This window comes from Solibacillus sp. FSL W8-0474 (assembly GCF_038004065.1).
In the GTDB taxonomy this organism is placed as follows: Bacteria; Bacillota; Bacilli; order Bacillales_A; family Planococcaceae; genus Solibacillus; species Solibacillus faecavium.
In genome coordinates, this window is sequence record NZ_JBBOQJ010000001.1 from 3,917,863 (window position 1) to 3,942,656 (window position 24,794).

A 24,794-nucleotide genomic window follows, 5' to 3' on the forward strand; every position below is an offset into this window, starting at 1 on the left:
GATTCAATTGAAGTTATTCAAATGATTCTACTGGGTCTTCTTCTTTATCATCAGATGGGCGTCCAGCTTCTGAAGCTGGTGGAGCTACTTCTTCCTCATCATCAAGGTCGCGTAATTCTACTTCCTCGTCATTGATTGTAAGCATCTTCACATCCATACCTAATGATTGAAGTTCTTTAATTAATACTTTGAATGATTCTGGTACACCTGGTTCTGGAACACTTTCACCTTTTACAATAGCTTCGTATGTTTTCACACGACCTACAACGTCATCTGATTTTACAGTTAAAATCTCTTGTAACGTGTAAGCAGCACCGTATGCTTCAAGTGCCCAAACCTCCATCTCGCCGAAGCGCTGACCACCGAATTGTGCTTTACCACCAAGCGGCTGTTGCGTTACTAATGAGTAAGGTCCAGTTGAACGTGCATGAAGTTTATCATCAACCATGTGCGCTAGTTTAATCATATACATGACACCAACAGAAACACGGTTATCAAATGGCTCACCTGAACGTCCATCATAAAGAATTGTTTTACCATCACGGTTCATACCAGCTTCTTCCATCGTTTCCCAAACATCAGCTTCGTTGGCACCATCAAATACTGGTGAAGCCATATGAATGCCTAAGTAACGTGAAGCCATACCTAAATGCAGCTCCAGTACTTGTCCGATGTTCATACGTGAAGGTACCCCTAGTGGGTTAAGCATGATATCTACTGGTGTTCCGTCTGGCATAAACGGCATATCCTCTTCCGGTAAAATACGTGAAATTACACCTTTGTTACCGTGACGTCCGGCCATCTTGTCACCAACGCGAATTTTACGTTTTTGAACAATATAAGCACGAACTAATTGGTTTACACCTGGTGGTAATTCGTCACCGTCTTCACGGTTGAATACTTTAACATCTAAAATGATACCGCCAGCCCCGTGTGGTACACGTAGAGACGTATCACGTACTTCACGTGCTTTTTCACCAAAGATAGCATGTAATAAACGCTCTTCCGCAGTTAACTCTGTAACCCCTTTAGGCGTAACTTTACCTACTAAAATATCACCGTCACGTACTTCCGCACCGATACGGATAATTCCGCGATCATCTAGGTTTCGAAGTGCATCTTCCCCTACGTTTGGAATGTCACGTGTGATTTCTTCAGGTCCAAGCTTAGTATCACGAGATTCTGATTCATATTCTTCAATATGAACAGAAGTATAAACATCGTCTTTTACAAGGCGTTCGCTCATAATTACAGCATCCTCGTAGTTGAAGCCATCCCATGTCATGAACGCAACAAGTACGTTTTGACCAAGTGCTAATTCGCCTTTTTCCATTGAAGGACCATCAGCTAAAATATCACGAGGTTTTACACGGTCGCCAACTTTTACGATTGGGCGTTGGTTATAAGATGTACCTTGGTTAGAACGAATGAATTTTTGTAATTTATAATTAGTTAAGTCACCCTTAACTTCTTTACCATCTACTAACTCAATACGACGTACACGGATTGAACGTGCTTCAACATGTTCTACAATACCGTCATATTTTGCTACAACAGCAGCTCCTGAATCACGCGCGTCAACATGTTCCATACCCGTACCAACGAATGGTGCATTTGGATATAATAACGGAACAGCTTGACGTTGCATGTTTGCTCCCATTAACGCACGGTTTGAGTCGTCGTTTTCTAAGAACGGGATACATGCAGTGGCAGCAGATACTACTTGTTTTGGTGATACATCCATATAGTCGATGCGGTCTCTTGTAAATACTGTGTTATCGCCACGGAAACGTCCTACAACTTCTTCGTTAGCGAATGTACCATCATCATTTAGAATAGAGTTTGCTTGTGCAACTACATAGTTGTCTTCTTCGTCAGCCGTTAAATAATGGATTTCTTTCGTTACAGCACCTGTTTCCGGATCAACCCGGCGGTAAGGTGTTTCAATGAAACCAAACTTGTTAACTTTTGCGAATGAAGATAAAGAGTTGATAAGACCAATGTTTGGTCCCTCTGGCGTTTCGATTGGACACATACGCCCATAGTGAGAGTAGTGAACGTCACGCACTTCCATACCTGCACGCTCACGTGTTAAACCACCCGGTCCTAATGCAGACAGACGACGTTTGTGTGTCAACTCTGCTAATGGGTTTGTTTGGTCCATGAACTGAGATAATTGAGAGCTACCAAAGAACTCTTTAATTGATGCGATAACCGGACGAATATTTATTAACTGTTGTGGTACGATTGCTGCTGTGTCATTGATTGACATACGCTCACGTACAACACGTTCCATACGAGATAAACCGATACGGAACTGGTTTTGTAATAATTCGCCAACCGAACGTAAACGACGGTTACCTAAATGATCAATATCATCTGTGTTACCAACGTCATATAATAAATTGAAGAAGTACGATACAGAAGCCAATACATCGGCTGGTGTAATGTTTTTCACTTCTTCATCTACATAAGCGTTTGAAATAACATTAATTTCTTTTTGCGCTTCATCGTTTGGTGCAAAGATTTTAACCGACTGGATTGTAATGTCATCTTCCAACACGCCACCAACTTGGTTTAATGTACGGAATCCTACACCACTTTCTAAATAAGGGATTAACTTATCAAGATTACGGCGGTCTAATAATGTACCTGCTTCAACAATAATTTCCCCTGTATCAGGATCTACTAATGTTTCTGCAATCGTTTGGTTGAATAAACGATTTTTGATGTGAAGCTTTTTGTTCATTTTGTAACGACCAACATTCGCTAAATCATAGCGTTTTGCATCAAAGAAGCGAGAATATAATAGATTCTTCGCAGATTCAACTGTTGGTGGTTCACCTGGACGTAAACGTTCATAGATTTCAAGAAGCGCCTTTTCAGTACCTTCTGTGTTATCCTTTTCTAACGTGTTACGTAAATACTCATTGTCACCAATGATATCTAAAATTTCTTGGTCCGAGCCGAAACCTAATGCACGTAAAAGTACCGTTACTGGTAACTTACGTGTACGATCGATACGTACGTAGACAACGTCTTTTGCATCTGTTTCGTATTCTAGCCATGCACCACGGTTAGGAATAACTGTTGCGCCAAAGCCTTTTTTACCGTTTTTATCCGTTTTTTCGTGGAAGTATACACTTGGAGAACGAACTAACTGAGACACGATAACACGCTCAGCACCATTAATGATAAATGTGCCTGTTTCTGTCATTAACGGGAAATCACCCATAAAGACATCTTGCTCTTTAACTTCGTTTGTTTCTTTGTTGTGCAAACGTACTTTCACACGTAGTGGCGCAGCATAAGTAACGTCACGTTCTTTACATTCGTCTACTTGATACTTAGGTTCACCTAAAGTATAATCAACGAATTCTAATGAAAGATTTCCTGTAAAATCCTCGATTGGAGAAATGTCGTGGAACATCTCGCGCAACCCTTCTTCAAGGAACCACTCATAAGATGCTGTTTGGATTTCGATTAAATTCGGAAGTTCCAGCACCTCACTAATACGCGCAAAGCTTCTACGCTGGCGGTGTTGTCCGTACTGAACTAGTTGACCTGTCAACTCATTCACCCCTCAATAAAGCGATAATAGGTCTTTGCAAAAACATACAAATGGTGTATGATTTCGAAAGACAAAAAGAAAACGAGACTTTTTTAAAACCTCATTTTCGGTTAAACTTAACTTATTCTTAGCAAGTATACCCGTAAATTTGATTAAATAATGCAAATGGGCATACTACCTCAAAATAATAATTTTGCATTTTATTATGTTATCACACTCAATTTGTCAAGTCAATATTTGATATAGATCTTACTTATTTTTTTGCACGAATGATCCAATATCCTTTTTTCTTCTCAACAACATCTACTTCTGAAAACATTTCTTCTAAATGGCTCATTGTTGATGGAGCGCCTTGCTTCTTCTGAATAACAATCCATAGTTCACCATTTTCCAAAAGCAGCTCATATGCGCGGTCGTAAAACTTAAAAACCGTTTCTTTTCCTGCACGGATTGGTGGATTCGTTAATACTGCCGCTACTTTTGAATTAGTATCTACAGCATCCAATCCATCACTTTCAAAAATACGTACATTTTGAACCCCGTTAAGTTGGGCGTTTTTTTGAGACAAACTAACTGCACGTGAATTAATATCCATCATGAACACTTCACGGTCAGGGTTGTTTTTTGCAATCGACAATCCGATTGGTCCATAGCCACAGCCTACATCAAGTAAAACACCTTCAACTTCAGGCATTTCAAAAGCATCGATTAGTACACGGGAACCAAAATCTACTTCGCTTTTACTGAATACACCCGTATCCGTTTCGAACGTAAACGTATTACCTAATAAAGTAAATTTCCATTGGGTTGGTTTACTTTCAGATTGAGGCTTATTTGAATAATAATGTTCAGACATCGATATGCCTCCTTAGAAAAACACATTTGCACCAACATGCGAAATGCTGTCTTTTTTCTTTATGTGGATTTCTTTTAAAAATTATACATTCTCACCCACTAAAAGTTAAATAAAGAAAAGCCCGCCGCAAAATTGTGACGAGCTTTCCTTATCAAGCTAAGCAATAGGCATAGCTATTAAATAAAGTTAAACTAAAATTATTTAACTTCTACTGAAGCGCCAACTTCTTCAAGTTTAGCTTTGATAGCTTCAGCGTCATCTTTAGAAACGCCTTCTTTAAGAGCTTTAGGAGCGTTGTCAACAACCTCTTTAGCTTCTTTTAAACCTAATCCAGTGATTTCACGAACCACTTTGATTACTTTGATTTTTTCTTGACCAGCAGATGTTAATACTACATCAAACTCAGTTTTTTCTTCAGCTGCAGCAGCACCGCCAGCAGCTACTGCTACTGGAGCAGCAGCTGTTACACCGAATTCTTCTTCGATTGCTTTTACTAAGTCGTTTAATTCTAGAACTGTCATAGCTTTGATAGCTTCTAAGATTTGCTCATTGTTCATTTTAATTTCCTCCTATGGAATGTTATATTAGTTTAGGCAATTTGCCTGATTGTTGAAGTTAAGAGGCTAATATTAAGCGCCTTGCTCTTCTTTTTGTTCTGCAACAGCTTTTGTTGCAAGTGCGAAGTTGCGCACTGGAGCTTGAAGTACAGATAAAAGCATTGATAATAGACCTTCGCGAGATGGAAGTTCTGCAAGAGCTTTAACGTCTTCAACTGATGCCACAGTACCTTCGATGATACCAGCTTTAATTTCTAACGCTTCGTTTTTCTTAGCGAATTCGTTAATAATTTTAGCAGGAGCTACTACGTCCTCGTTAGAGAATGCGATAGCATTTGGACCAGTTAAGAATTCATTGATTGCTTCTAAACCAGCAGTTTCAGCAGCACGACGAGATAAAGTATTTTTATATACTTTGAACTCAACACCAGCTTCACGTAATTGCTTACGTAATTCTGTTACTTGCGCTACAGTTAAACCACGGTAATCTACTACTACGATAGAAGCAGCAGCTGAGAATTTATCAGCGATTTCTTGAACTTGAACTTTTTTTGTTTCGATTGCTTTGCTCATGATGACACCTCCTATTAGAATGAGTCATTTATACCGACAAAGAAAAGCCTCTACATCAAAATAGACATAGAGGCTGAAAGTACATCATCTTAAAAAGAATCCGAACTCCGATGTCCTCGGTAGGCTCATTAAGTGCAATATTGGCACCCCTACTGTCTACGGTACAAATGGATGATTCACAACAGCACTCATCTTACCAAGTAAGAAGCGCGTTGTCAATAATTTTTATTAAACGATTTTAAAAAAATCGGAATGAATTATTTAACAGAAACGTTAGCAGCGTCAACTTTTACAGCAGGACCCATTGTAGTTGTAACATTTACAGACTTCATGTAAGTACCTTTTGCTGCAGCTGGCTTAGCTTTTTGAACTACTTCAAATACAGCTAAGAAGTTTTCTACTAATTTGTTTGTATCGAAAGAAACTTTACCGATTGGTGCGTGGATGATACCAGACTTTTCAGCACGGTATTCTACTTTACCAGCTTTGATTTCTTCGATAGCTTTTGTTACGTCAAATGTAACTGTACCTGTTTTAGGGTTTGGCATTAAACCTTTAGGACCTAATACACGACCTAATTTACCAACTTCACCCATCATGTCAGGAGTTGCAACGATTACATCGAAATCAAACCAACCTTGTTGGATTTTTTGGATGTATTCTGCATCGCCTACATAATCAGCACCAGCAGCTTCTGCTTCTTTAATTTTTTCACCTTTAGCGAAAACTAAAACGCGTTGAGTTTTACCAGTACCGTGTGGTAATACTACCGCACCACGGATTTGTTGGTCATTCTTACGAGTGTCGATACCTAATTTGAATGCTACTTCTACAGTTGCATCAAAGTTTACTGAGCTTGTTTTTTGCGCTAATGCTACTGCTTCTTCAACAGAGTATAAAGTTGCGCGGTCGATTAATTTAGCTGCTTCTTGCAGTTTTTTACCTTTTTTAGCCATTATAATTTCCTCCTTGATTGTGGTTGTAACGGATTTGGACCTCCCACGAATAAAGGTTGCGCACTCATCAAACTAGTATCAGAGTGCAGCAACCTTCCAAAAAACAAAAACATCATCAAGTGTTGAAGATGGGATTAGTCTTCGATCGTAATGCCCATGCTTCGTGCAGTACCTTCAACCATTAACATAGCAGCTTCAACTGAAGCAGCGTTAAGGTCTGGCATTTTTTGTTCAGCGATTTCGCGAACTTTATCACGTTTAACCGTTGCAACTTTCTTACGGTTTGGTTCACCAGATCCAGATTGGATACCAGCCGCTACTTTAAGTAACACTGCTGCAGGTGGAGTTTTCGTAATGAAAGTAAATGAACGATCTTCGAATACTGAAATTTCAACCGGAATAATAAGACCAGCTTGATCAGCAGTACGAGCGTTAAATTCTTTACAGAATCCCATAATGTTTACACCTGCTTGACCTAATGCAGGACCAACCGGTGGCGCTGGGTTTGCTTTACCAGCAGGGATTTGAAGTTTTACAACTTTAATAACTTTTTTAGCCACGAGACACACCTCCTTAAGTCCGTGATGTGGTAATAGGGTTGCCCCTCCCACTCAATATCTGTTCGTCAGCTAAGCCGATAACATTAAAACTAATTAAAATCAAACATCTAAAGTTAGACAGTCTGACCTATGAAATGATAACACTTTTAAATTGCTTAATCAAGTCTAAATAATTCTATATTTTTTGTACTTGGTTGAAATCTAGTTCCATCACTGTTTCGCGACCAAACATATCTACTAATACTTTTAGTTTCGCTTTGTCGACATCTACTTCTTCTACGCGACCTTGGAAATGTGCAAATGGCCCTTCAAGCACTTCGACAACTTCTCCAACAGAAATTTCAACTTCGCCTAATTGAGACTCGTTCATGCCCATTTGTGCAAGTAAACGTTCTGCTTCTTCCGGTAATAATGGCGTTGGTTTAACCCCACCACCTGAAGAACCGATAAATCCAGTTACCCCTGGTGTATTACGGACTACATACCAAGCGTCGTCCGTCATAATTAACTCTACTAAAACATAACCAGGGAAGATTTTACGCATTACCGCTTTTTTCTTACCGTCTTCTTTTACATCGATTTCCTCATGCTCAGCTACGATTACTCGGAAAATCTTATCTTGCATACCCATTGTTTCTACACGTTTTTCAAGATTAGCTTTCACTCGATTTTCATAACCAGAATACGTATGAACTACATACCAATTTTTCTCCATATAGGTAGGACTAAATCGTCCGTCCCTCCTTTACTTTAATGTGTTAGGGTATATATTTCCCCGATCACAAAACTTCAATAATCTATTTATTAACTATAAAACATTTTTTAACAAATGAAAAAACCCGTTATTTGAAATTGACGGGCTATTTCGAAATATTAACATGATATAGCTTATAGAGACAAGAACCAACGGAATAATTCTGAGATTCCTAAATCTGTAACCGTAAAGAATAACGCCATAACGATAACTGTTGAAATTACTACTACCGTATATTTCGTTAACTCTTTGCTTTTTGGCCAACTTGTTTTACGCATTTCCGAGCCGACTTCTTGAAAAAAGTTTGTTACCTTACTCATTTTGGCTAACCCCCGAACAACGAATTAATCTATTTTTTATTTATAACGTTTGTTTATGCGTTGTATGCTCATTGCAATGCGAGCAAAATTTCTTCAATTCTAAGCGCTCAGTCGCTCCATCTTTTTTAGGAACGCTATAGTTTCTTGAACCACATTTTTCACAGCTTAAAACGACTTTCTTTGCCATTTATATCACCTTTTCGGCAGTTTGTCCTTTAAAGACTAACACCTAAATTTCCCACTGTCAATAAAGGCTGTCAGTGTTTAAGTTATTTCTTTTAGTTCAAGATGCCGCTCCAATTTACGCTTTACCCGTTGTAGGGCATTGTCAATGGATTTAACATGGCGGTTTAATTCTTCAGAAATTTCATTGTAGGATTGGCCCTCTAGATAACGAGCCAATACTTGCTGCTCTAGCTCACTTAATACCTCGCCCATCTTTTGTTCTAGATAGACATAGTCTTCACGATTAATCATCAAATACTCCGGATCATCAGAAAGTGGACTCGTAATTATATCCATTAATGTCCGCTCTGATTCTTCGTCATAGATCGGCTTATCTAAGGACACATAAGAATTTAAAGGGATATGCTTTTGGCGTGTAGCCGTTTTAATCGCCGTAATAATTTGCCTTGTTATGCACAACTCGGCAAATGCACGGAACGAAGCAAGCTTATCCTCTCTAAAATCTCGGATGGCCTTATATAAACCAATCATACCCTCTTGGATAATATCTTCTTTATCGGCACCCACCAAAAAATATGACCGTGCTTTTGCTTTAACGAAAAGCCGGTATTTCGAAATCAAAAAATCTAACGCATCTGTATTGCCTAGATGCACCTGCTCTACAAGCCCTTCATCTGTCAAACGTTCTAAATGCAGTACCATTTGTAACTTCTCACTTTTAAGCAACGAAAATCACCTCAGCTACGCTAGAATTATTAGGAATAGTATAACTTAATTGGAAATTGCGGGCAAACTATTACTTAATCCCTCGTCTCCACTTTTCAAATTGTAGTTCTACTTCTTTCGATAATTTAATTCTTGAGGGGGGCTTTTCGTCAGTCGATTCTTTTACTTTGGAAGAAATTTTCGACTGAATAATTTGCATCTCAATTTCAAGCTCACGTGCGGACTTCCTTAAAGCACCGTGACCGAATACGACATTTTGCTCTGTCATATCGGAAGTTGCCACATGGATTTGAATTTTGCGCCCTTTCAACTCGGTCGACAACTTTTCAATACGCTCATCGGCTGTTTCGTTTTTACGTGTGTAGATTACTTCCACAGCGTGCTGAATATATAACTGCTCTGTACCTGGTACAAGGTGTGCATCAAACACAACAATCACACGCCACCCTGTATGTGCTTTATATTCAGCCATTCTTTCAATCAAGCGATCGCGCGCATCTTCAAAGTGGGGTTCACGCAATGGACGCAGCTCACTCCATGCACCTATCATGTTATAGCCGTCTACTAGCAAAATGTTTTGCATAACCTCATCCGTTAGCTTCTTGTCGTTTACGGTACACTTCATACATTAGCAGTGCTGCTGCTACGGAAGCGTTCAATGATGTAACATGACCAACCATTGGTAAGTGATATAAGAAATCACATTTATCTTTTAAAAGACGGCTCATCCCTTTACCTTCACTCCCAATAATTAATGCAAGCGGTAATGTAGCATCCATTTTACGATAATCGGCCGAACCTTTTGCATCTGTTCCCGCTATCCAAACGCCGCGGTCTTTTAACTCGTCCACTGTTTGGGCCAAATTCGTTACACGCACAACAGGTACATGCTCGATAGCACCTGTTGAAGCTTTTGCAACAACTGCTGTTAAACCTACGGCACGACGCTTCGGTATTATGATACCATGTGCACCGATTGCATCTGCCGTTCGCATAATTGAGCCTAAGTTATGCGGATCTTCCAATTCGTCCAGTATTAAAAAGAACGGGTCTTCGTTTTTTGCCTTCGCTGCGTTAAATAGATCATCCAATTCTGCATAGTCATACGCTGCAACAGATGCAACAATTCCTTGATGGTTTTCTGCTAATTTATCTACTTTTTGCTTTGGTACAAATTGTACTAACACACCTTGCTCTTTCGCTAAGTCCATTAATTCTTGTACCCCAGTTTTCTTAACACCTTCAGCGATCCATAATTTATTGATTTCACGACCTGCTCGTAGCGCTTCTAATACTGGGTTTTTCCCGGCAATCATTTCTCCGGTTACTTCCTCTTGGGCAGCTTGAGGTTTTTCTTCCTGCTGTTTTTTATCGTGAGCTTTAAAGGTATCCGCCTTTTTGTCGCGACCTTTAGCATCGCGCGGCTTACGACCTTGCTGTCTTTTTTCTGCCATAGTTACTCTCCTTTTGATTGTTCTACGATTTCTATTGCGTAATCTATAATTTCATTTGCCCGGACATGTTCTTTGCTTAAAAATAAATACCCTAAAACAGCCTCAAAGCCCGAACTATTTCGATATGTTCGGACATCCGTATTTTTTGGAACAGAGCCTGATTTGGCATTACGCCCTCTACGGAAAACGGCTTGTTCTGCTTCCGTCAAATAATTTTCGTCAATCATGCGATGTACGATGTTTGATTGAGATTTGGCCGAAACATATTTTGTCGCTTCTTTATGCAATGTATTTGGCTTTGCGCGACCAGATAAAATTAAATATTCCCGAATTCTTTGTTCAAGCACGGCGTCCCCCATATAGGCGAGCGCCAGTGCATTTAACTGTATGACATCATGCGGTGTTAAGTTTTGCATCTATTGTCCTCGTTTCCAGCGCGTTCCTTGACGAGTATCTTCCAGCACAATATCCATACTTAACAATTGGTCACGAATTTCATCTGACCGTGCGAAATCTCTGTTTTTACGGGCTTGGTTACGCTCTTCAATCAATGCCTCTATCTCTTCGTCCAATAAACCAGCTTCAATTTTCACTTTAATTCCCAATACTTCTCCAATTGCATCAAACATATTTAATATCGCTTGCAACACAGCTTTATCCGTATTAGTTTCTTTTAAATAAACATTGGCAATATGTGATAGTTCAAACAACGCCGAAATCGCATTTGCTGTATTGAAGTCATCATTCATTGCATTTTCAAAATCAATTTTCACTTGATTAATTTTCTCAAGCCATTGCTCGCTGTCATCCCCTAAGCTTGCCGATAATGCCAAACGGTGCTCAGCATTTGCATAAGAAGTACGAATACGATCTAATCCGTTTTTCGCAGCTTCCACTAAATCTTGTGCGAAGTTGATTGGGTGACGATAATGAACCGACAACATAAAGAAACGTAGTACTTGCGGATCGATTTGCTGACGAATATCATGCACTAATATAAAGTTACCGAGAGATTTTGACATTTTTTCATTATCAATATTAATATAGCCATTATGCATCCAATAACGTGCAAATGTTTTATCATTATGCGCCTCTGATTGCGCAATTTCATTTTCGTGGTGAGGGAATGTTAAATCCTGCCCTCCTGCGTGAATATCGATTGTATCACCTAAATGCTCACGTGCCATAACAGAACATTCAATATGCCAACCTGGGCGTCCTTCTCCCCACGGAGAGTCCCATTTAATTTCCCCTACTTTGGCTGCTTTCCATAAGGCAAAATCTAGCGGGTCTTCTTTCTTTTCGCCTGCTTCGATGCGAGCGCCGACTTTTAAATCATCGATTGATTGGTGGCTTAACTTTCCATAGCCATCGAATTTACGTGTACGATAATAAACATCGCCTTGAGATTCATATGCATAACCTTTCTCAATTAGCACTTTAATAAATTCAATAATATCGTCCATATGCTCTGTTACACGTGGATGGGCATCCGCTTTTTGGCAACCTAATGCAGTAATGTCTTCAAAATATGCAGCAATGAAGCGGTCTGTTAATGCCGACGTTTCTTCTCCCAGCTCATTGGCAGCTTTAATAATTTTGTCATCAACATCGGTAAAATTCGATACGAATTTCACTTCATAGCCAGCATATTGGAAATAGCGTCGTACCGTATCATATACGATGACTGGACGTGAATTTCCAATATGAATGTAATTGTATACAGTAGGACCGCATACATACATTTTCACTTTGCCATCCTCTAATGGAATAAAGGGCTCTTTTTGTCTCGTTAACGAATTGAAGATTTGAATACTCATTTTGCCGCTCCTCTTTATAAACGTTCTTTTTTTAATTAACTGTTCACTTTTTATTTCTGCAAAAAAGCGTCTCCATCACCTAGTTGAAGGTGACAGAGACGCTATACGCGCGGTTCCACTCTGGTTGAAAAAATACGAATACTTTTTCCGCTTGAAAGTCCTATAACGGGGACAAATCGATTTAACCTACTACAATTTCAGTTAAATACTCGAAGGTGCATTTCAGCTTTGCCTTAACCTAGATCACTTTCAGCCGGTGATGATCCTCTCTAATAAGGTATGCGCCGCGTACTTCTCCTTCTCAACGCGCTAACATTATATACAATTTAAACTCATTTTACATTTATTTTCTGAAAAATCAATCATTAATATTACCCTTAGATATCTATTCAGCAAACTTTCCGACACGGGCAATTGTTTTTTCCTTGCCAATTAGGGCAATGGAATTCGGTAATTCCGGTCCATGTGTTTGACCAGTCGTCACAACACGGATCGGCATGAATAGGTTTTTACCTTTTACACCTGTTTCTTTTTGCACGGCTTTAATAGCCGCTTTAATTGAGTCTGCATCAAAGGATTCTAAAATTTCTAACTGAGTTTTAAATGCAGCCATAACAGTTGGCACTGTCTCACCTGCTAATACCTCGTTTGCTTCTTCATCATATGCAATTTCTTCTGTGAAAAATAGGCTCGATAATTCTACAATTTCTGCCCCGAAGCTCATTTGCTCATGGTAAAGTGCGATTAAATCAGAAGCCCATACATGTTGCTCTTCTGATAACTGTTCTGGTAGTAAGCCTGCTTTTTGTAAGTGTGGCAATGCTAGTGCTACAACCTCTTCACGAGACATTTTTTTAATATATTGGTTGTTCATCCATGTAAGTTTTGTTTTATCAAACATAGATGGCGATTTTGATAAACGCTTTTCATCAAAAAGCTTAACAAGTTCATCATGAGAAAAGATTTCCTCTTCTCCTTCTGGAGACCAGCCTAGTAAGGCAAAGAAGTTAAACATTGCTTCTGGTAAATAACCAAGTTCTTTATATTGCGTAACGAATTGAATAATTGATTCATCACGTTTCGATAATTTTTTACGCTCTTCATTTACGATTAATGTCATATGTCCATATTGTGGATATTCCCATCCGAAAGCATCAAAGATCATCATTTGTTTTGGCGTATTCGATAAATGTTCTTCTCCTCGGAATACATGCGAAATTTCCATAAAGTGGTCATCTAATACAACAGCATAGTTGTATGTTGGAATTCCATTTGCTTTCACAAGAACCCAGTCACCGACATCCTTTGATTCAAATGATACTTCACCGCGCACTAAGTCAACGAAGTTATATGTTACATCTGCTGGTACACGCATACGAATTGTATATGGATCGCCCGCTGCTTCTTTTGCTGCAACTTCTTCTGATGTTAAGTGACGGCATTTCCCGCCATACATTGGAGCAGCAATACCCTTCGCTTTTTGCGCGTCACGCTCTGCTTCCAACTCTTCTGATGTACAGAAACATTTATATGCTTGACCTGATTCCAACATCTTTTCTGCATGTTCTTTATATATATCCAGTCGCTCCATTTGACGATACGGCGCATATGGACCACCAATATCCACTGACTCATCTGGTGTAATACCTAACCAACGCAAGTTATCAAGTTGAGAAGCTTCTCCACCTTCTACATTACGCTCGATATCTGTATCTTCAATACGTACTACAAAAGTTCCGTTATGGTGTTTTGCATATAAATAGTTAAATAAAGCTGTACGTGCGCCACCGATATGTAAAAATCCTGTTGGCGATGGTGCATAACGAACTCGAACTGTTTTCGTCATAATATTGCCTCCTAATTTTAGCGTTAAAACGCTCGACCATTTTCAATATAAAAAGTATACAATTTTTTATATGTGTAAGAAAGGACATTATATTGCACTATACTTTCACAATAAGTGTCTTTTTAAACCTTGTCCATTCTACCACTGTCAGTTACTAAGTTAAAGTAACATATGTTGATTTTAACACTTGATTTCGCCTTAAGCTTTCACTAAAAGAATCGTTGCCATTGCCGCAATACCTTCTTCACGACCAACAAATCCCAATTTTTCAGTCGTTGTTGCTTTTACATTTACTTGTGAAGGCTCTGCATTTAGTAATTCAGCGATACGGTTTTGCATTTGCGAAATATATGGTGCCATCTTTGGGCGTTGAGCCATAATTGTACAATCTACATTACCTAATCTGTAGCCCCGTTCTTCAACCATTTTCCAAATGAATTCAAGTAACTTTGCTGAATCGGCATCTTTCCATTCCGGATCTGTATCCGGGAAATGACGACCAATGTCCCCTTCACCAATTGCCCCTAATGCTGCATCTGTCACAGTATGCAAAAGTACATCAGCATCTGAATGCCCTAGTAAGCCGCGCTCATGAGGAATTGTAATCCCACCTAAAATTAATGGACGTCCTTCTGCAAATTCATGAACGTCAAAACCTTGTCCTATTCGAAACATAATAATGCTAGCTTACAAAGTAAACTAGCTTTCACCTTCTTTCTGCTAATCTCATTACCCATAGTATAATCAACTTCTACAAAAAAAGCCTTGAAAACCTTTTACTTTTCAAGGCTCTTTCTAAAGTTATGTTTTTCTAAAATAGCTTCACCAAAAATCAAATCTTCCTGAGTCGTCATTTTTACATTTTCGTAGCTGCATTCTACGATGTGAATATCATGCCCTAATCGTTCTACTAGCATCGCTTCATCCGTTCCTAAAAAACCAACCTTTTCAGCTACATCTTCTGCTTCAGCCAATAAATCATACCGGAATGCTTGCGGTGTTTGAACCATCCATAAAGACTCACGGTCAATTGTTTCTTTAATGAGTCCATTCTGCACAATTTTCATCGTATCTTTTGCACGAACGCCTGCAATGGCTGCTCCTTTTTCGTATGCAACCTTTGCAAGTTCTGTAATTTTTGGAATCGTAATAAAAGGTCTTGCTGCATCATGAACAAGAACAACCTCTACTGCCTTCATTTCTTTAATACATGAGTGCACCGAATGTTGTCGTTCTTCTCCCCCAGTAGGTAGCCCTTTTACTTTTGTAATATTGTAATTTTCGATGAGCGATTGTATAAATGATCGTTCCTCATCCTTTACTGCCAGCCAAATTCCTGTACAGTTTGCATCTTGTTCAAAAACAAGAAGAGTATGCACTAAAATGGGTTTATCCGCTAAGTTTAAAAATAATTTATTTTGCCCAGCGCCCATACGCTTCCCACTACCTGCTGCCGGCAAAACGACTTCATACCGCAAAATACTTCACTTCCTAATCTTCTTTTGGCTTCGCGAAAATCATTCGTCCGGCTGATGTTTGTAATACACTTGTTACCGTTACTCTAATCGCCTGCCCGATATAACTACGACCGCCTTCTACAACAATCATCGTACCATCATCTAAATATGCTACCCCTTGATTGTGTTCTTTACCATCTTTAATCACAACTACTTGCATATCTTCACCAGGAATAACGACAGGCTTGACCGCATTTGCCAAATCATTAATATTCAATACTTTTACTCGGTGCAATTCGCAAACTTTATTTAAGTTAAAATCATTCGTTAAAATTTGTGCGCTCATATTTTTAGCTAAACGGACCAATTTTAAATCCACTTCAGCCACATCTTCAAAATCTACTTCAGTAATAAGGACTTTGGATGACCGTTCATCCTGAAGACGCTTTAGAATATCCAACCCTCTGCGACCACGCGTACGTTTTAACGTATCAGAAGAATCTGCAATATGCTGAAGCTCTGTTAGCACAAACTGAGGCACGACTAAAATTCCTTCAACAAACCCAGTCTCGGATATGTCCGCTATACGACCATCAATAATAACGCTCGTATCAAGCAATTTATATTGATCTTGCTCCTGTTCCTGCACTTCTTTTCCAGATGCATCATTAATACGTTTCTTTGTGGATTTCACTGTAAAAATCTGCATAAGCTCATCACGCTTACTAAAGCCTAATCTAAAGCCTAAATATCCAAGTACAATCGATAAGATTGCTGGAACAACCGCAGTAATTACAGGTATATTCATTTGATTAATTGCCACACCAACTAATGTTGCTACACTTAGCCCTACAATTAAGCCAAGCGTCCCAAACAATAAATCTGCTGCAGGCAATTTAAATAATACTTCTTCTAACCATGTAATTAATTTTACAAAGTAATCGGATAACGCAAACGATAGAACAAATAATAAAGCAGCACCTATCGCAACACTAATGTACGGATTATTAAGCCACGGATTGGATGATAAATTCATAAATTCATATAATGGCGGTAAGAAAATGAGACCTAATGCTCCACCGATAAATAAAAATGCTACTTGAATAATTCTTTTTAACAATTACTATCACCTCCATCAATAATTATACATATAATGCCCTGTTCATGCGAAGCACAACCATCAATATCGCAGCAAAATAGAAATATTAATTAAAGACTCTATTTATGTAAGTTCCATGCCTTTATTAATATTAAACATTTACAGAGAATTCTCCCTTTGTATTTGTTGAATTTACATCATATCTTTTCGATTATTACAGAGTTCATTTAAAATTATACTCTTACATAGTAATAAATAACGATTTTAGATATTATTTTAAAATAATAGAAAAATGACAACATAGAATAGGAGAATACGTTTTGGATATAACGAAAGAAGTAAAAATTTCAACCGCTGACCCATCTGCAATCGGGTTATTCGGTTTAGCTATTGTAACATTTGTCGCTTCAACTCAAAAATTGGGATGGACTGAAGGTTTAGGTTTAGTCATTCCCTGGGCAATTTTCTTAGGTGGGATTGCACAATTTTACGCGTCAGTATTAGATTCAAAGCATAATAATACATTTGGTACGACAGCATTTGGCGCATATGGTTTATTTTGGATGGGTGTAGGTATGAGCTGGTTCGTTCAAGCCGGTGTGTTCGGTGAAGCATTGCAAGCATCTGTTGATACACGTCAGCTTGGCGTTGTGTATCTAGGGTATTTAATCTTTACCCTATTTATGACGATTGGTGCAGCTGAAACAAATAAAGTTTTATTTTCTATCTTTGTAATGATTGATTTACTATTTATCGGTTTGGCTTTAAGCTCATTTGGCATAATGGAACATGGTATGCATTTATTAGCCGCTTATTCTGAATTAATTATTGCGCTTTTATCACTTTACGGTGCAGGGGCTAATGTATTAAACAAGCATTTCGGCTTCAACTTCTTACCGATTGGAAAGCCTTTTGGCATTTTCACAAGAGAAGCATTTGAAAAGAAAGATAAAACTGTAAAAGCATAATTCATAGGACTTGGACAAAATAAAGCGCCGCAAAATGTATACTAACATTTGCGACGCTTTTTTTATCTGCAAAGAGCATGATAATAAGTGTATTATAAATTTTGAAAAGATTCCCGAAGTGCATCACTAATTGTTTCAACACCGACTACTTGAATATCTGCAGGGAACTCCCAGCCACCAATATTGGAGGCTGGAATAAATGCGCGTTTAAACCCTAGCTTTGCCGCTTCCTGTACACGCTGTTCAATTCTAGAAACGCGGCGTACTTCCCCAGTTAATCCTACTTCCCCAATAAAGCAATCAGTCGGGCGTACCGTTTGATCTTTAAAGCTCGAAACAATACTCGTTAATACCGCTAAATCAATTGCCGGCTCATCCAGCTTCACACCACCGGCAACTTTAATATAGGCATCCTGTGCCTGAAGCATCATACCCATCCGTTTTTCCAATACTGCCATTAAAAGCTGCACACGGTTTTGATCAACCCCTGTAGCCATGCGTTTTGGATAATTGAAACTTGTCGGCGTGATAAGTGACTGTATTTCCACCAAAATTGGTCGTGTCCCTTCCATTGACGCCACAATTGTCGAGCCTGGTGCACCTTGTGAACGTTCCTGTAGAAACAGCTCAGACGGATTCAATACTTCTTTCAATCCACCGTGGAGCATCTCAAAAATAGCAATTTCATTTGTAGAACCAAAACGGTTTTTTTGACTCCGTAAAATACGGTGGTTATGGTGACGCTCCCCTTCAAAATACAAAACAGTATCTACCATATGTTCTAAAATACGCGGCCCTGCAATCTGACCTTCCTTTGTAACGTGACCAACCAAGAAAATCGCGATGTTTTTCGTTTTCGCAATACGCATTAATTCTGCTGTACATTCACGTACTTGAGAAACACTCCCCGGCGCACTCGTTACTTCTGGATGATGTACTGTTTGAATTGAATCGACTATAACAAATTTCGGTTGTACTTCATCAATTGTTTGATTTAAAAATTCCAGATTTGTTTCCGAGTAAATATAAAGCTCTGGAGTGTGAACTCCTAAGCGTTCGGCTCTTAGTTTCGTTTGACGTACAGATTCCTCGCCGGAAATGTATAACACACGCTTTCCTTGATTAGAAAGAAGAGCAGATACTTGTAATAGTAATGTCGACTTCCCTATTCCCGGGTCTCCCCCTATCAAAACAAGTGAGCCTGGGACAATTCCGCCGCCTAGAACGCGATTAAATTCATTCATTTCTGTGGCAATACGTGTTTCTTCCTGTACCTCCACATGAATAATAGGTGTTGCCTTTGTAGCGGTTGTAGAATGCTGGAACGCACCACGCGGCCCTTTTGTGATGACTTCGACTTCTTCATTCATCGTATTCCATTCGCCACACCCTGGGCAACGCCCCATCCATTTTGCCGCTTCATAGCCACAGCTGCTGCACATAAATTTCGATTTCTTTTTTGCCATTTTGCTAGCTCCTTCGAATGTTTGTTCCTATAATTGTACACGAAACAAAATCGAATACCCACTAATCAGTCGTAAAATTCATTTTGGGCTTCAAAAATGGATAAAAAAAGACGAGGCAGGAATTAACCTACCTCATCTTTTTATTCCATTAATTTGATGATACTTTTTCTTGAGTACGGACGATAAACTCATCACTTACATAATCAAGTACCACTGTTTGCGATTTATCTAATGTCCCTTTTAACAGTTCTTCAGATAAACGATCTTCCACATGTTTTTGCAATGCACGACGTAATGGGCGAGCACCATATTGTGGATCGTAGCCTTCTTCAGCAATCTTTTCAAGTGCAGCATCTGTAAGGTGCAGCTCAATTTCTTGCTCTTTAAGACGGTTTGTTAAAGAGTTAGCCATTAATGATACGATTTCTTTTAAGTGAACTTTCTCTAATGAGTGGAACACAATCATTTCATCAATACGGTTTAAGAACTCTGGGCGGAATGCTTTTTTCAGTTCTTCCAGCATTGTACCCTTCATATCTTTATCTTTCGATTCATTTAATCCTGCACTAAATCCAACATGCTTACGGTATTTCAATGCATCCGCACCAACGTTTGATGTCATAATAACTACCGTATTACGGAAATCTACAACACGACCTTTTGAATCCGTTAAACGACCATCTTCCAGTACTTGCAATAAGATGTTGAATACATCTGGATGTGCTTTTTCGATTTCATCAAGTAATACAACTGAGTATGGTTTACGACGAACTTTTTCCGTTAATTGACCGCCATCATCAAAGCCCACATAGCCTGGAGGTGAACCAACTAAACGTGAAGTCGAATGTTTCTCCATATACTCTGACATATCTACACGGATCATCGCATCTTCATCACCGAACATTACTTCTGCCAGCGCCCGTGCAAGTTCCGTTTTACCGACACCTGTAGGACCAAGGAAGATGAATGAACCGATTGGACGTTTAGGATCTTTTAATCCCGCGCGTGCACGACGAATAGCTCGTGAAATTGCTTCCACCGCTTCACCTTGACCGACTACACGCTTGTGTAATTCTTCTTCAAGGTTCAGTAATTTCGCTGATTCTGCTTGTGCGATTTTAGAAACCGGAATTCCAGTCCACATTGCAACAACTTGGGCAATGTCATCCACATATACTGTCGACTCTTCTTTACCCTGTTTTTCTTTCCATTCCTTTTTCATTTGCTCCAGCTCTTGTTTTAGCTTTTGCTCCGAATCGCGTAACGCTGCTGCCTTTTCGAATTCCTGACCTGAAACAGCAGCATTCTTTTCAGATTTTATGCCTTCTAGCTTATCTTCCAATTCTTTTAAATTCGGTGGTACTGTATATGAACGTAAACGAACTTTCGAACCTGCCTCATCAATTAAGTCAATTGCTTTATCCGGTAAGAAACGGTCTGAAATGTAACGATCTGATAATTTCGCCGCCGCTTCTACTGCTTCATCCGAAATTTTCACACGGTGATGTGCTTCATAACGGTCACGTAAGCCTTTAATAATTTGGATTGTTTCATCAACAGACGGCTCATCAACTTGGATAGGTTGGAAACGACGCTCCAATGCGGCATCTTTTTCAATATATTTACGATATTCATCAAGTGTTGTGGCACCGATACATTGTAATTCACCACGGGCTAAAGATGGTTTTAAAATGTTAGATGCATCAATTGCACCTTCTGCACCACCTGCGCCGATAAGTGTATGAAGCTCATCGATGAACAGAATAATATTGCCGGCTTGGCGAATTTCATCCATAACTTTTTTCAGACGATCCTCGAATTCACCGCGGTATTTTGTACCTGCTACTACAGTACCCATATCAAGTGTCATAACACGTTTGTCACGTAGTGTTTCAGGTACTTCATTATTAATAATTTGCTGAGCTAATCCTTCAGCAATGGCTGTTTTACCGACACCTGGCTCCCCGATTAGTACTGGGTTATTTTTCGTACGGCGTGACAATACTTCCACGACACGTGTAATTTCTTTTGAGCGTCCAATGACAGGATCAAGTGAACCTTCTCGGGCAACTGCTGTTAAGTCACGTGCTAAACTATCCAGCGTCGGTGTATTTACAGTTTGCGCCATATTTGACGTTCCACTATTATTGGCATCATTATTTCCTAACAGTAATAAAACTTGTTGGCGTGCTTTATTAATACTTACACCTGTGTTAGCCAATACACGTGCTGCAACACCTTCTCCTTCACGAATTAATGCCAATAGGATATGTTCTGTACCTACATATGCATGACCTAATTTACGTGATTCATCCAATGAAAGTTCGATTACTTTTTTAGCACGCGGTGTGTAATGTACGATAGGCCCAACTTCCTCGGTACCTTTTCCTACTAATTCCTCTATACCTGTTTCAATCATTTGAGGGCTTATATTAATTGCTTCTAATGCTTTTGCGGCAATCCCGCCACCTTCACGAATTAAGCCAAGTAAAATATGTTCTGTTCCAATTTCTTTATGCTTAAGGCGAATTGCTTCTTCTTGAGCAAGTTGTAATACTTTCTGAGCACGTTGTGTGAATCGATTGAACATCATAAAAAATCCTCTCCTTTTTCCCCATTGTTTGTAGCTTCATCTTGCTCGTTTAACTTATCTTGTAAAAGCTTTGCACGATACATATCGCGCTCTGCTGGTTGCAAAGTAGTACCAATATATTGCTGAATGAGTCCAGGTTGCATTAAAAGCATGCACTCATTTAATTTACGCTGTGAAATAGGTTCTAATAATCCTAAACTTACCCCAAGACGGACATTGGATAAACAGCTTGCGGCTTCTTCACTCGGTAAAATTTTTGCATACTTCAATGTACCAAGTGAGCGACTTAAACGGTCTTCTAATATTGAAGGCGCTCGCATCAACAAATTCTTCCGAGCAAGCTGTTCTTTTTGTATAACTTGCTCTACTACTTCTTGAAGCTCCTGCAAAATTGTTTCTTCAGATTTACCTAAAGTGATTTGATTAGAGATTTGATAAATATTACCTAAATTTTCACTTCCTTCTCCATATATACCCCTCACTACCATTCCTAATCTTGTCATCATCTGAATTAAGGCATTCATTTGTTTAGTCATCGTAAGTGCTGGTAAATGAAGCATGACAGAGGCTCTAAGTCCCGTTCCAACATTGGTCGGGCAACTTGTTAAGTATCCATATCGGTCTTCATATGCATAGTTGATTGACTTACTCAAGTAGCGGTCAATTGTTCTAGCTTCCTGAAAGGCTTCTTTTAAGTTCATACCTTGTGTCAGGCTCTGAATTCGAATATGGTCCTCTTCATTTACTAATATGCTAATGGATTCATCTTTTGTTAAAAAAAATGATCCTATTTTTTTTCTTCGCGCCAAGTTAGGGCTTATAAGATGCTTCTCCACTAAGATTTGACGCTGTAATACAGGCATATCTTTTATTTGGAAGTAGGAAAATTGATAAGGGTTTACGTCTGTAGATAGTAGCACCTTCATCATTTTATCTTCGACTACCTGTGCCTCTTCTTCTGTAAAACTTATCGGAAATCGAGTATTGGCAATATTACGAGCAAGTCGAATGCGTGTGCTTATGACGATATCCGATTCGCTTTCATGTTGCATCCAGCTTGGACTAGCATTCGTTAGAAAATGCTCGATGTTCATGCGTTCCCCTCTCCTTCCTGTTTAATTTTATTTTCCAATTCACGGACTTCATCACGAATCGAGGCTGCATCTTCAAAGCGTTCCTCAGCAATTGCCTGATGTAATAATGTACGGAGTTCGTTAATTTGTTGTTCAATTTTTTCTTTTGATGGGGCATTTTTTTCGTACCCTACATGCTGTGTGCCTGCTTGAATGCGCTCAAGCAACTGTGGTAATTGCTCGCTAAATGTTTCATAACACTGACCACAACCAAATTTACCTTGCTTTAAAAATTGTCGGTACGTAAACCCACAAGAAGGACACGCCTTTTGAGTAGTAGGCTGTTTCGTTGCATTTTCTTTTTTTGCGTTCACTGGTACAAAATTGAACCAATTCGATATTAGTTGTTGAAGAGATGTTGGCTCTTCACTCACATCAAATTGAAATGGATGGAATTGTGTAGCGCATACTTCACAATAGTGACGTTCCACTTTCTGACCGTTGTGAACTTGTGTTACCGTTACATTTGCATGACGCTGCTTACAATGCTCACATATCATATATTTACACCTCTACTTTTCAAAAGAAATCGTTTGTAGCATTGCATGCATAATGCGTGCCCTTAACTGATCACGGAGTGGTAAACCTACCTGTAATGTGACACGATCGAGGGCTACTTTCATAATGCTTGCTTCACGCTCGGTAATAATATCCTCTTCCAACAATCGATAAATAATATGCTCTGCATTCGTCTGTGCAATGGCATTCCCTATCTGTGTTTCCATTTCATCTAATAAGTTTTTCTTTGAGTGGATTGTTACTCGCAAAATTCGAATATAACCGCCACCCCCGCGTTTACTCTCTACATAGTATCCGTGTTCGGTCGTGAAACGCGTATTGATGACGTAATTGATTTGGGAAGGAGCGCAGGAAAATTGCTTCGCTAATTCATTTCGCTTTATTTCAATATGTCCCTGTCCATCTAATTCAATAACTTCCTTCAAATACCCTTCAATTATGTCAGATATATTCCTCATGCTGTTCTCACCTCTCATCAACTGACTTTGACTATCTTTGACTTAAATATACAATATTTATTTTTTGTAATGCAACTATTTGCTCTTACTTAAGTTTCCCCTAAATCACAACAATAAATCCCTATTAATGTAAAAAAACAGCCGAGTTTGTTTTGTACAAACTCGACCGCTTAATCTTAGACCCAACGACCGACAATTGGATAATTCCAATCTTGGTCTGATAATGCTTTTATAATTCCTATCACTGGAGCACCCCAGAAGATTATGAAGAACACCAATAAGAATGGTAAACCGATTAACACAATTGTGAAGATCCCTGCAATTGTTAATAAAATACCAAATACAACTTGGAATAGTAATGCTTGCATTGCAGTACGTTTTACTTCGGATTCAGTAGTTATTAAGAAAAATAGAATCGGTACTAAGAAAGGAGCAAAAAAGGCACTCGCATGTATAATAATTTTTGACCATTTAGATTCCATTTGTTATCAACCTCACTTTGTATTGTTAACTTATTTACGAATAATATTCATAAAAGTTTCATAGCAGGAATAAAAAAATCCCGATTCTTTTATCGAGATTTCTTAGAGAATAAACTTCTGATTAATATGGACCTCTATCATCCGGGTTATCCCCTTCTTGAGGAAATAAAAAATACGAAATTATAGCTGTTAAAATGGTAGCTCCTATCACAATCAATATTCGATCACGGTCGCCTACTTCTGCATAATTATTGACTAACATAATATAAGAAGCAATTGCAACCCCTAATGACAATGGTATAACAAATTTTAAACGACCTTTATGAAATTTCATTTTTTCTACGCCCTTTGAATCTATTTTTGTTAGTTTCTATCATACCTCGTTTAATTTTAAATTACAAATTCTTCAATAATAAGAATTTATACCGAAATAATAATGA

26 protein-coding genes and 2 other annotated features are annotated in these 24,794 nt (G+C 38.8%); of the genes, 1 reads left to right on the forward strand and 25 read right to left on the reverse strand.

The genetic code is table 11. From position 1 onward, the window contains the following. Positions 1–13: 13 nt before the first annotated feature. The 18 genes from rpoB to NYE67_RS19960 all read right to left on the reverse strand — a co-directional run bounded on the left by rpoB (position 14) and on the right by NYE67_RS19960 (position 16,756). Entirely contained in the window at positions 14–3,571 is a 3,558-nt protein-coding gene (gene rpoB, locus NYE67_RS19875; RefSeq protein WP_340730844.1) for a DNA-directed RNA polymerase subunit beta, read from the reverse strand. A 253-nt stretch (positions 3,572–3,824) separates the two neighbouring features. Beyond that, positions 3,825–4,427 (reverse strand): class I SAM-dependent methyltransferase, encoded by a 603-nt coding sequence (locus tag NYE67_RS19880; RefSeq protein ID WP_340730845.1) that lies wholly within the window; start codon positions 4,425–4,427, stop codon positions 3,825–3,827. A gap of 197 nt (positions 4,428–4,624) precedes the next feature. Continuing rightward, positions 4,625–4,984: a 50S ribosomal protein L7/L12 gene (rplL, locus tag NYE67_RS19885; RefSeq protein ID WP_340730846.1), complete on the reverse strand. Its 360-nt coding sequence runs from the start codon at positions 4,982–4,984 to the stop codon at positions 4,625–4,627. A 72-nt stretch (positions 4,985–5,056) separates the two neighbouring features. Next, positions 5,057–5,557, reverse strand: a complete 501-nt coding sequence (gene rplJ / locus NYE67_RS19890) for a 50S ribosomal protein L10 (RefSeq protein ID WP_340730847.1) — start codon at positions 5,555–5,557, stop codon at positions 5,057–5,059. A gap of 32 nt (positions 5,558–5,589) precedes the next feature. Next, positions 5,590–5,737: a sequence feature (ribosomal protein L10 leader region), on the reverse strand. Positions 5,738–5,814: 77 nt separating this feature from the next. Then, positions 5,815–6,513 carry a 50S ribosomal protein L1 gene (rplA, locus tag NYE67_RS19895; protein ID WP_340726497.1) on the reverse strand — a complete coding sequence of 233 codons (699 nt, stop codon included), beginning with the start codon at positions 6,511–6,513 and terminating at the stop codon, positions 5,815–5,817. 134 nt (positions 6,514–6,647) lie between these two features. Beyond that, positions 6,648–7,073 (reverse strand): 50S ribosomal protein L11, encoded by a 426-nt coding sequence (gene rplK / locus NYE67_RS19900; protein WP_008406998.1) that lies wholly within the window; start codon positions 7,071–7,073, stop codon positions 6,648–6,650. 175 nt (positions 7,074–7,248) lie between these two features. Beyond that, on the reverse strand, positions 7,249–7,788 hold the full coding sequence (gene nusG, locus NYE67_RS19905; RefSeq protein ID WP_191701137.1) for a transcription termination/antitermination protein NusG: 540 nt from the start codon (positions 7,786–7,788) through the stop codon (positions 7,249–7,251). Between the two features lie 173 nt (positions 7,789–7,961). After that, complete coding sequence (secE, locus tag NYE67_RS19910) at positions 7,962–8,147, reverse strand: preprotein translocase subunit SecE (protein ID WP_191701136.1); 186 nt, start codon at positions 8,145–8,147, stop codon at positions 7,962–7,964. A 40-nt stretch (positions 8,148–8,187) separates the two neighbouring features. Next, a complete protein-coding gene (gene rpmG, locus NYE67_RS19915; RefSeq protein WP_191701135.1) occupies positions 8,188–8,334 on the reverse strand; it encodes a 50S ribosomal protein L33 in 147 nt (48 codons plus the stop codon). A gap of 77 nt (positions 8,335–8,411) precedes the next feature. Beyond that, complete coding sequence (gene sigH / locus NYE67_RS19920) at positions 8,412–9,035, reverse strand: RNA polymerase sporulation sigma factor SigH (protein ID WP_191701190.1); 624 nt, start codon at positions 9,033–9,035, stop codon at positions 8,412–8,414. A 94-nt stretch (positions 9,036–9,129) separates the two neighbouring features. Next, on the reverse strand, positions 9,130–9,642 hold the full coding sequence (locus NYE67_RS19925; RefSeq protein WP_340727299.1) for an NYN domain-containing protein: 513 nt from the start codon (positions 9,640–9,642) through the stop codon (positions 9,130–9,132). A 4-nt stretch (positions 9,643–9,646) separates the two neighbouring features. After that, complete coding sequence (rlmB, locus tag NYE67_RS19930) at positions 9,647–10,513, reverse strand: 23S rRNA (guanosine(2251)-2'-O)-methyltransferase RlmB (protein ID WP_340726498.1); 867 nt, start codon at positions 10,511–10,513, stop codon at positions 9,647–9,649. Between the two features lie 2 nt (positions 10,514–10,515). Next, complete coding sequence (locus NYE67_RS19935; protein WP_340730848.1) at positions 10,516–10,929, reverse strand: Mini-ribonuclease 3; 414 nt, start codon at positions 10,927–10,929, stop codon at positions 10,516–10,518. After that, a complete protein-coding gene (cysS, locus tag NYE67_RS19940; protein ID WP_340726500.1) occupies positions 10,930–12,333 on the reverse strand; it encodes a cysteine--tRNA ligase in 1,404 nt (467 codons plus the stop codon). It lies immediately after the preceding gene. A gap of 91 nt (positions 12,334–12,424) precedes the next feature. Further along, positions 12,425–12,647, reverse strand: a binding site (T-box leader). 71 nt (positions 12,648–12,718) lie between these two features. After that, entirely contained in the window at positions 12,719–14,179 is a 1,461-nt protein-coding gene (gene gltX, locus NYE67_RS19945) for a glutamate--tRNA ligase (RefSeq protein WP_340730849.1), read from the reverse strand. A gap of 198 nt (positions 14,180–14,377) precedes the next feature. Beyond that, complete coding sequence (ispF, locus tag NYE67_RS19950) at positions 14,378–14,854, reverse strand: 2-C-methyl-D-erythritol 2,4-cyclodiphosphate synthase (RefSeq protein WP_340726502.1); 477 nt, start codon at positions 14,852–14,854, stop codon at positions 14,378–14,380. Between the two features lie 101 nt (positions 14,855–14,955). Further along, positions 14,956–15,657: a 2-C-methyl-D-erythritol 4-phosphate cytidylyltransferase gene (ispD, locus tag NYE67_RS19955; protein WP_340726503.1), complete on the reverse strand. Its 702-nt coding sequence runs from the start codon at positions 15,655–15,657 to the stop codon at positions 14,956–14,958. Positions 15,658–15,670: 13 nt separating this feature from the next. Beyond that, entirely contained in the window at positions 15,671–16,756 is a 1,086-nt protein-coding gene (locus NYE67_RS19960; RefSeq protein WP_340726504.1) for a PIN/TRAM domain-containing protein, read from the reverse strand. 299 nt (positions 16,757–17,055) lie between these two features. On the opposite strand from NYE67_RS19960, the gene NYE67_RS19965 reads away from it, so the two are divergent. Further along, positions 17,056–17,703 carry an acetate uptake transporter gene (locus NYE67_RS19965; protein ID WP_340726505.1) on the forward strand — a complete coding sequence of 216 codons (648 nt, stop codon included), beginning with the start codon at positions 17,056–17,058 and terminating at the stop codon, positions 17,701–17,703. 92 nt (positions 17,704–17,795) lie between these two features. On the opposite strand, the gene radA is transcribed toward NYE67_RS19965, so the two are convergent. The 7 genes from radA to NYE67_RS20000 form a co-directional block, all read right to left on the reverse strand. Then, entirely contained in the window at positions 17,796–19,169 is a 1,374-nt protein-coding gene (radA, locus tag NYE67_RS19970; RefSeq protein ID WP_191701126.1) for a DNA repair protein RadA, read from the reverse strand. 148 nt (positions 19,170–19,317) lie between these two features. Beyond that, entirely contained in the window at positions 19,318–21,762 is a 2,445-nt protein-coding gene (locus NYE67_RS19975; protein WP_340726506.1) for an ATP-dependent Clp protease ATP-binding subunit, read from the reverse strand. Further along, a complete protein-coding gene (locus NYE67_RS19980) occupies positions 21,759–22,856 on the reverse strand; it encodes a protein arginine kinase (RefSeq protein ID WP_191701124.1) in 1,098 nt (365 codons plus the stop codon). The genes NYE67_RS19975 and NYE67_RS19980 overlap by 4 nt, the downstream gene beginning before the upstream one ends. After that, positions 22,853–23,395 (reverse strand): UvrB/UvrC motif-containing protein, encoded by a 543-nt coding sequence (locus tag NYE67_RS19985; protein WP_340726507.1) that lies wholly within the window; start codon positions 23,393–23,395, stop codon positions 22,853–22,855. Before NYE67_RS19985 ends, NYE67_RS19980 begins: the two co-directional genes overlap by 4 nt. Positions 23,396–23,407: 12 nt before the next feature. Continuing rightward, the gene (locus NYE67_RS19990) at positions 23,408–23,872 is read right to left on the reverse strand and encodes a CtsR family transcriptional regulator (protein WP_191704114.1); all 465 of its coding nucleotides are present in this window, start codon (positions 23,870–23,872) and stop codon (positions 23,408–23,410) included. A 176-nt stretch (positions 23,873–24,048) separates the two neighbouring features. After that, positions 24,049–24,354, reverse strand: coding sequence for a DUF4870 domain-containing protein (locus tag NYE67_RS19995; RefSeq protein WP_191701121.1), 306 nt, complete (start codon positions 24,352–24,354; stop codon positions 24,049–24,051). Between the two features lie 121 nt (positions 24,355–24,475). Further along, positions 24,476–24,688 carry an acyltransferase gene (locus NYE67_RS20000; protein WP_191701120.1) on the reverse strand — a complete coding sequence of 71 codons (213 nt, stop codon included), beginning with the start codon at positions 24,686–24,688 and terminating at the stop codon, positions 24,476–24,478. Between the last annotated feature and the right edge of the window lie 106 nt (positions 24,689–24,794).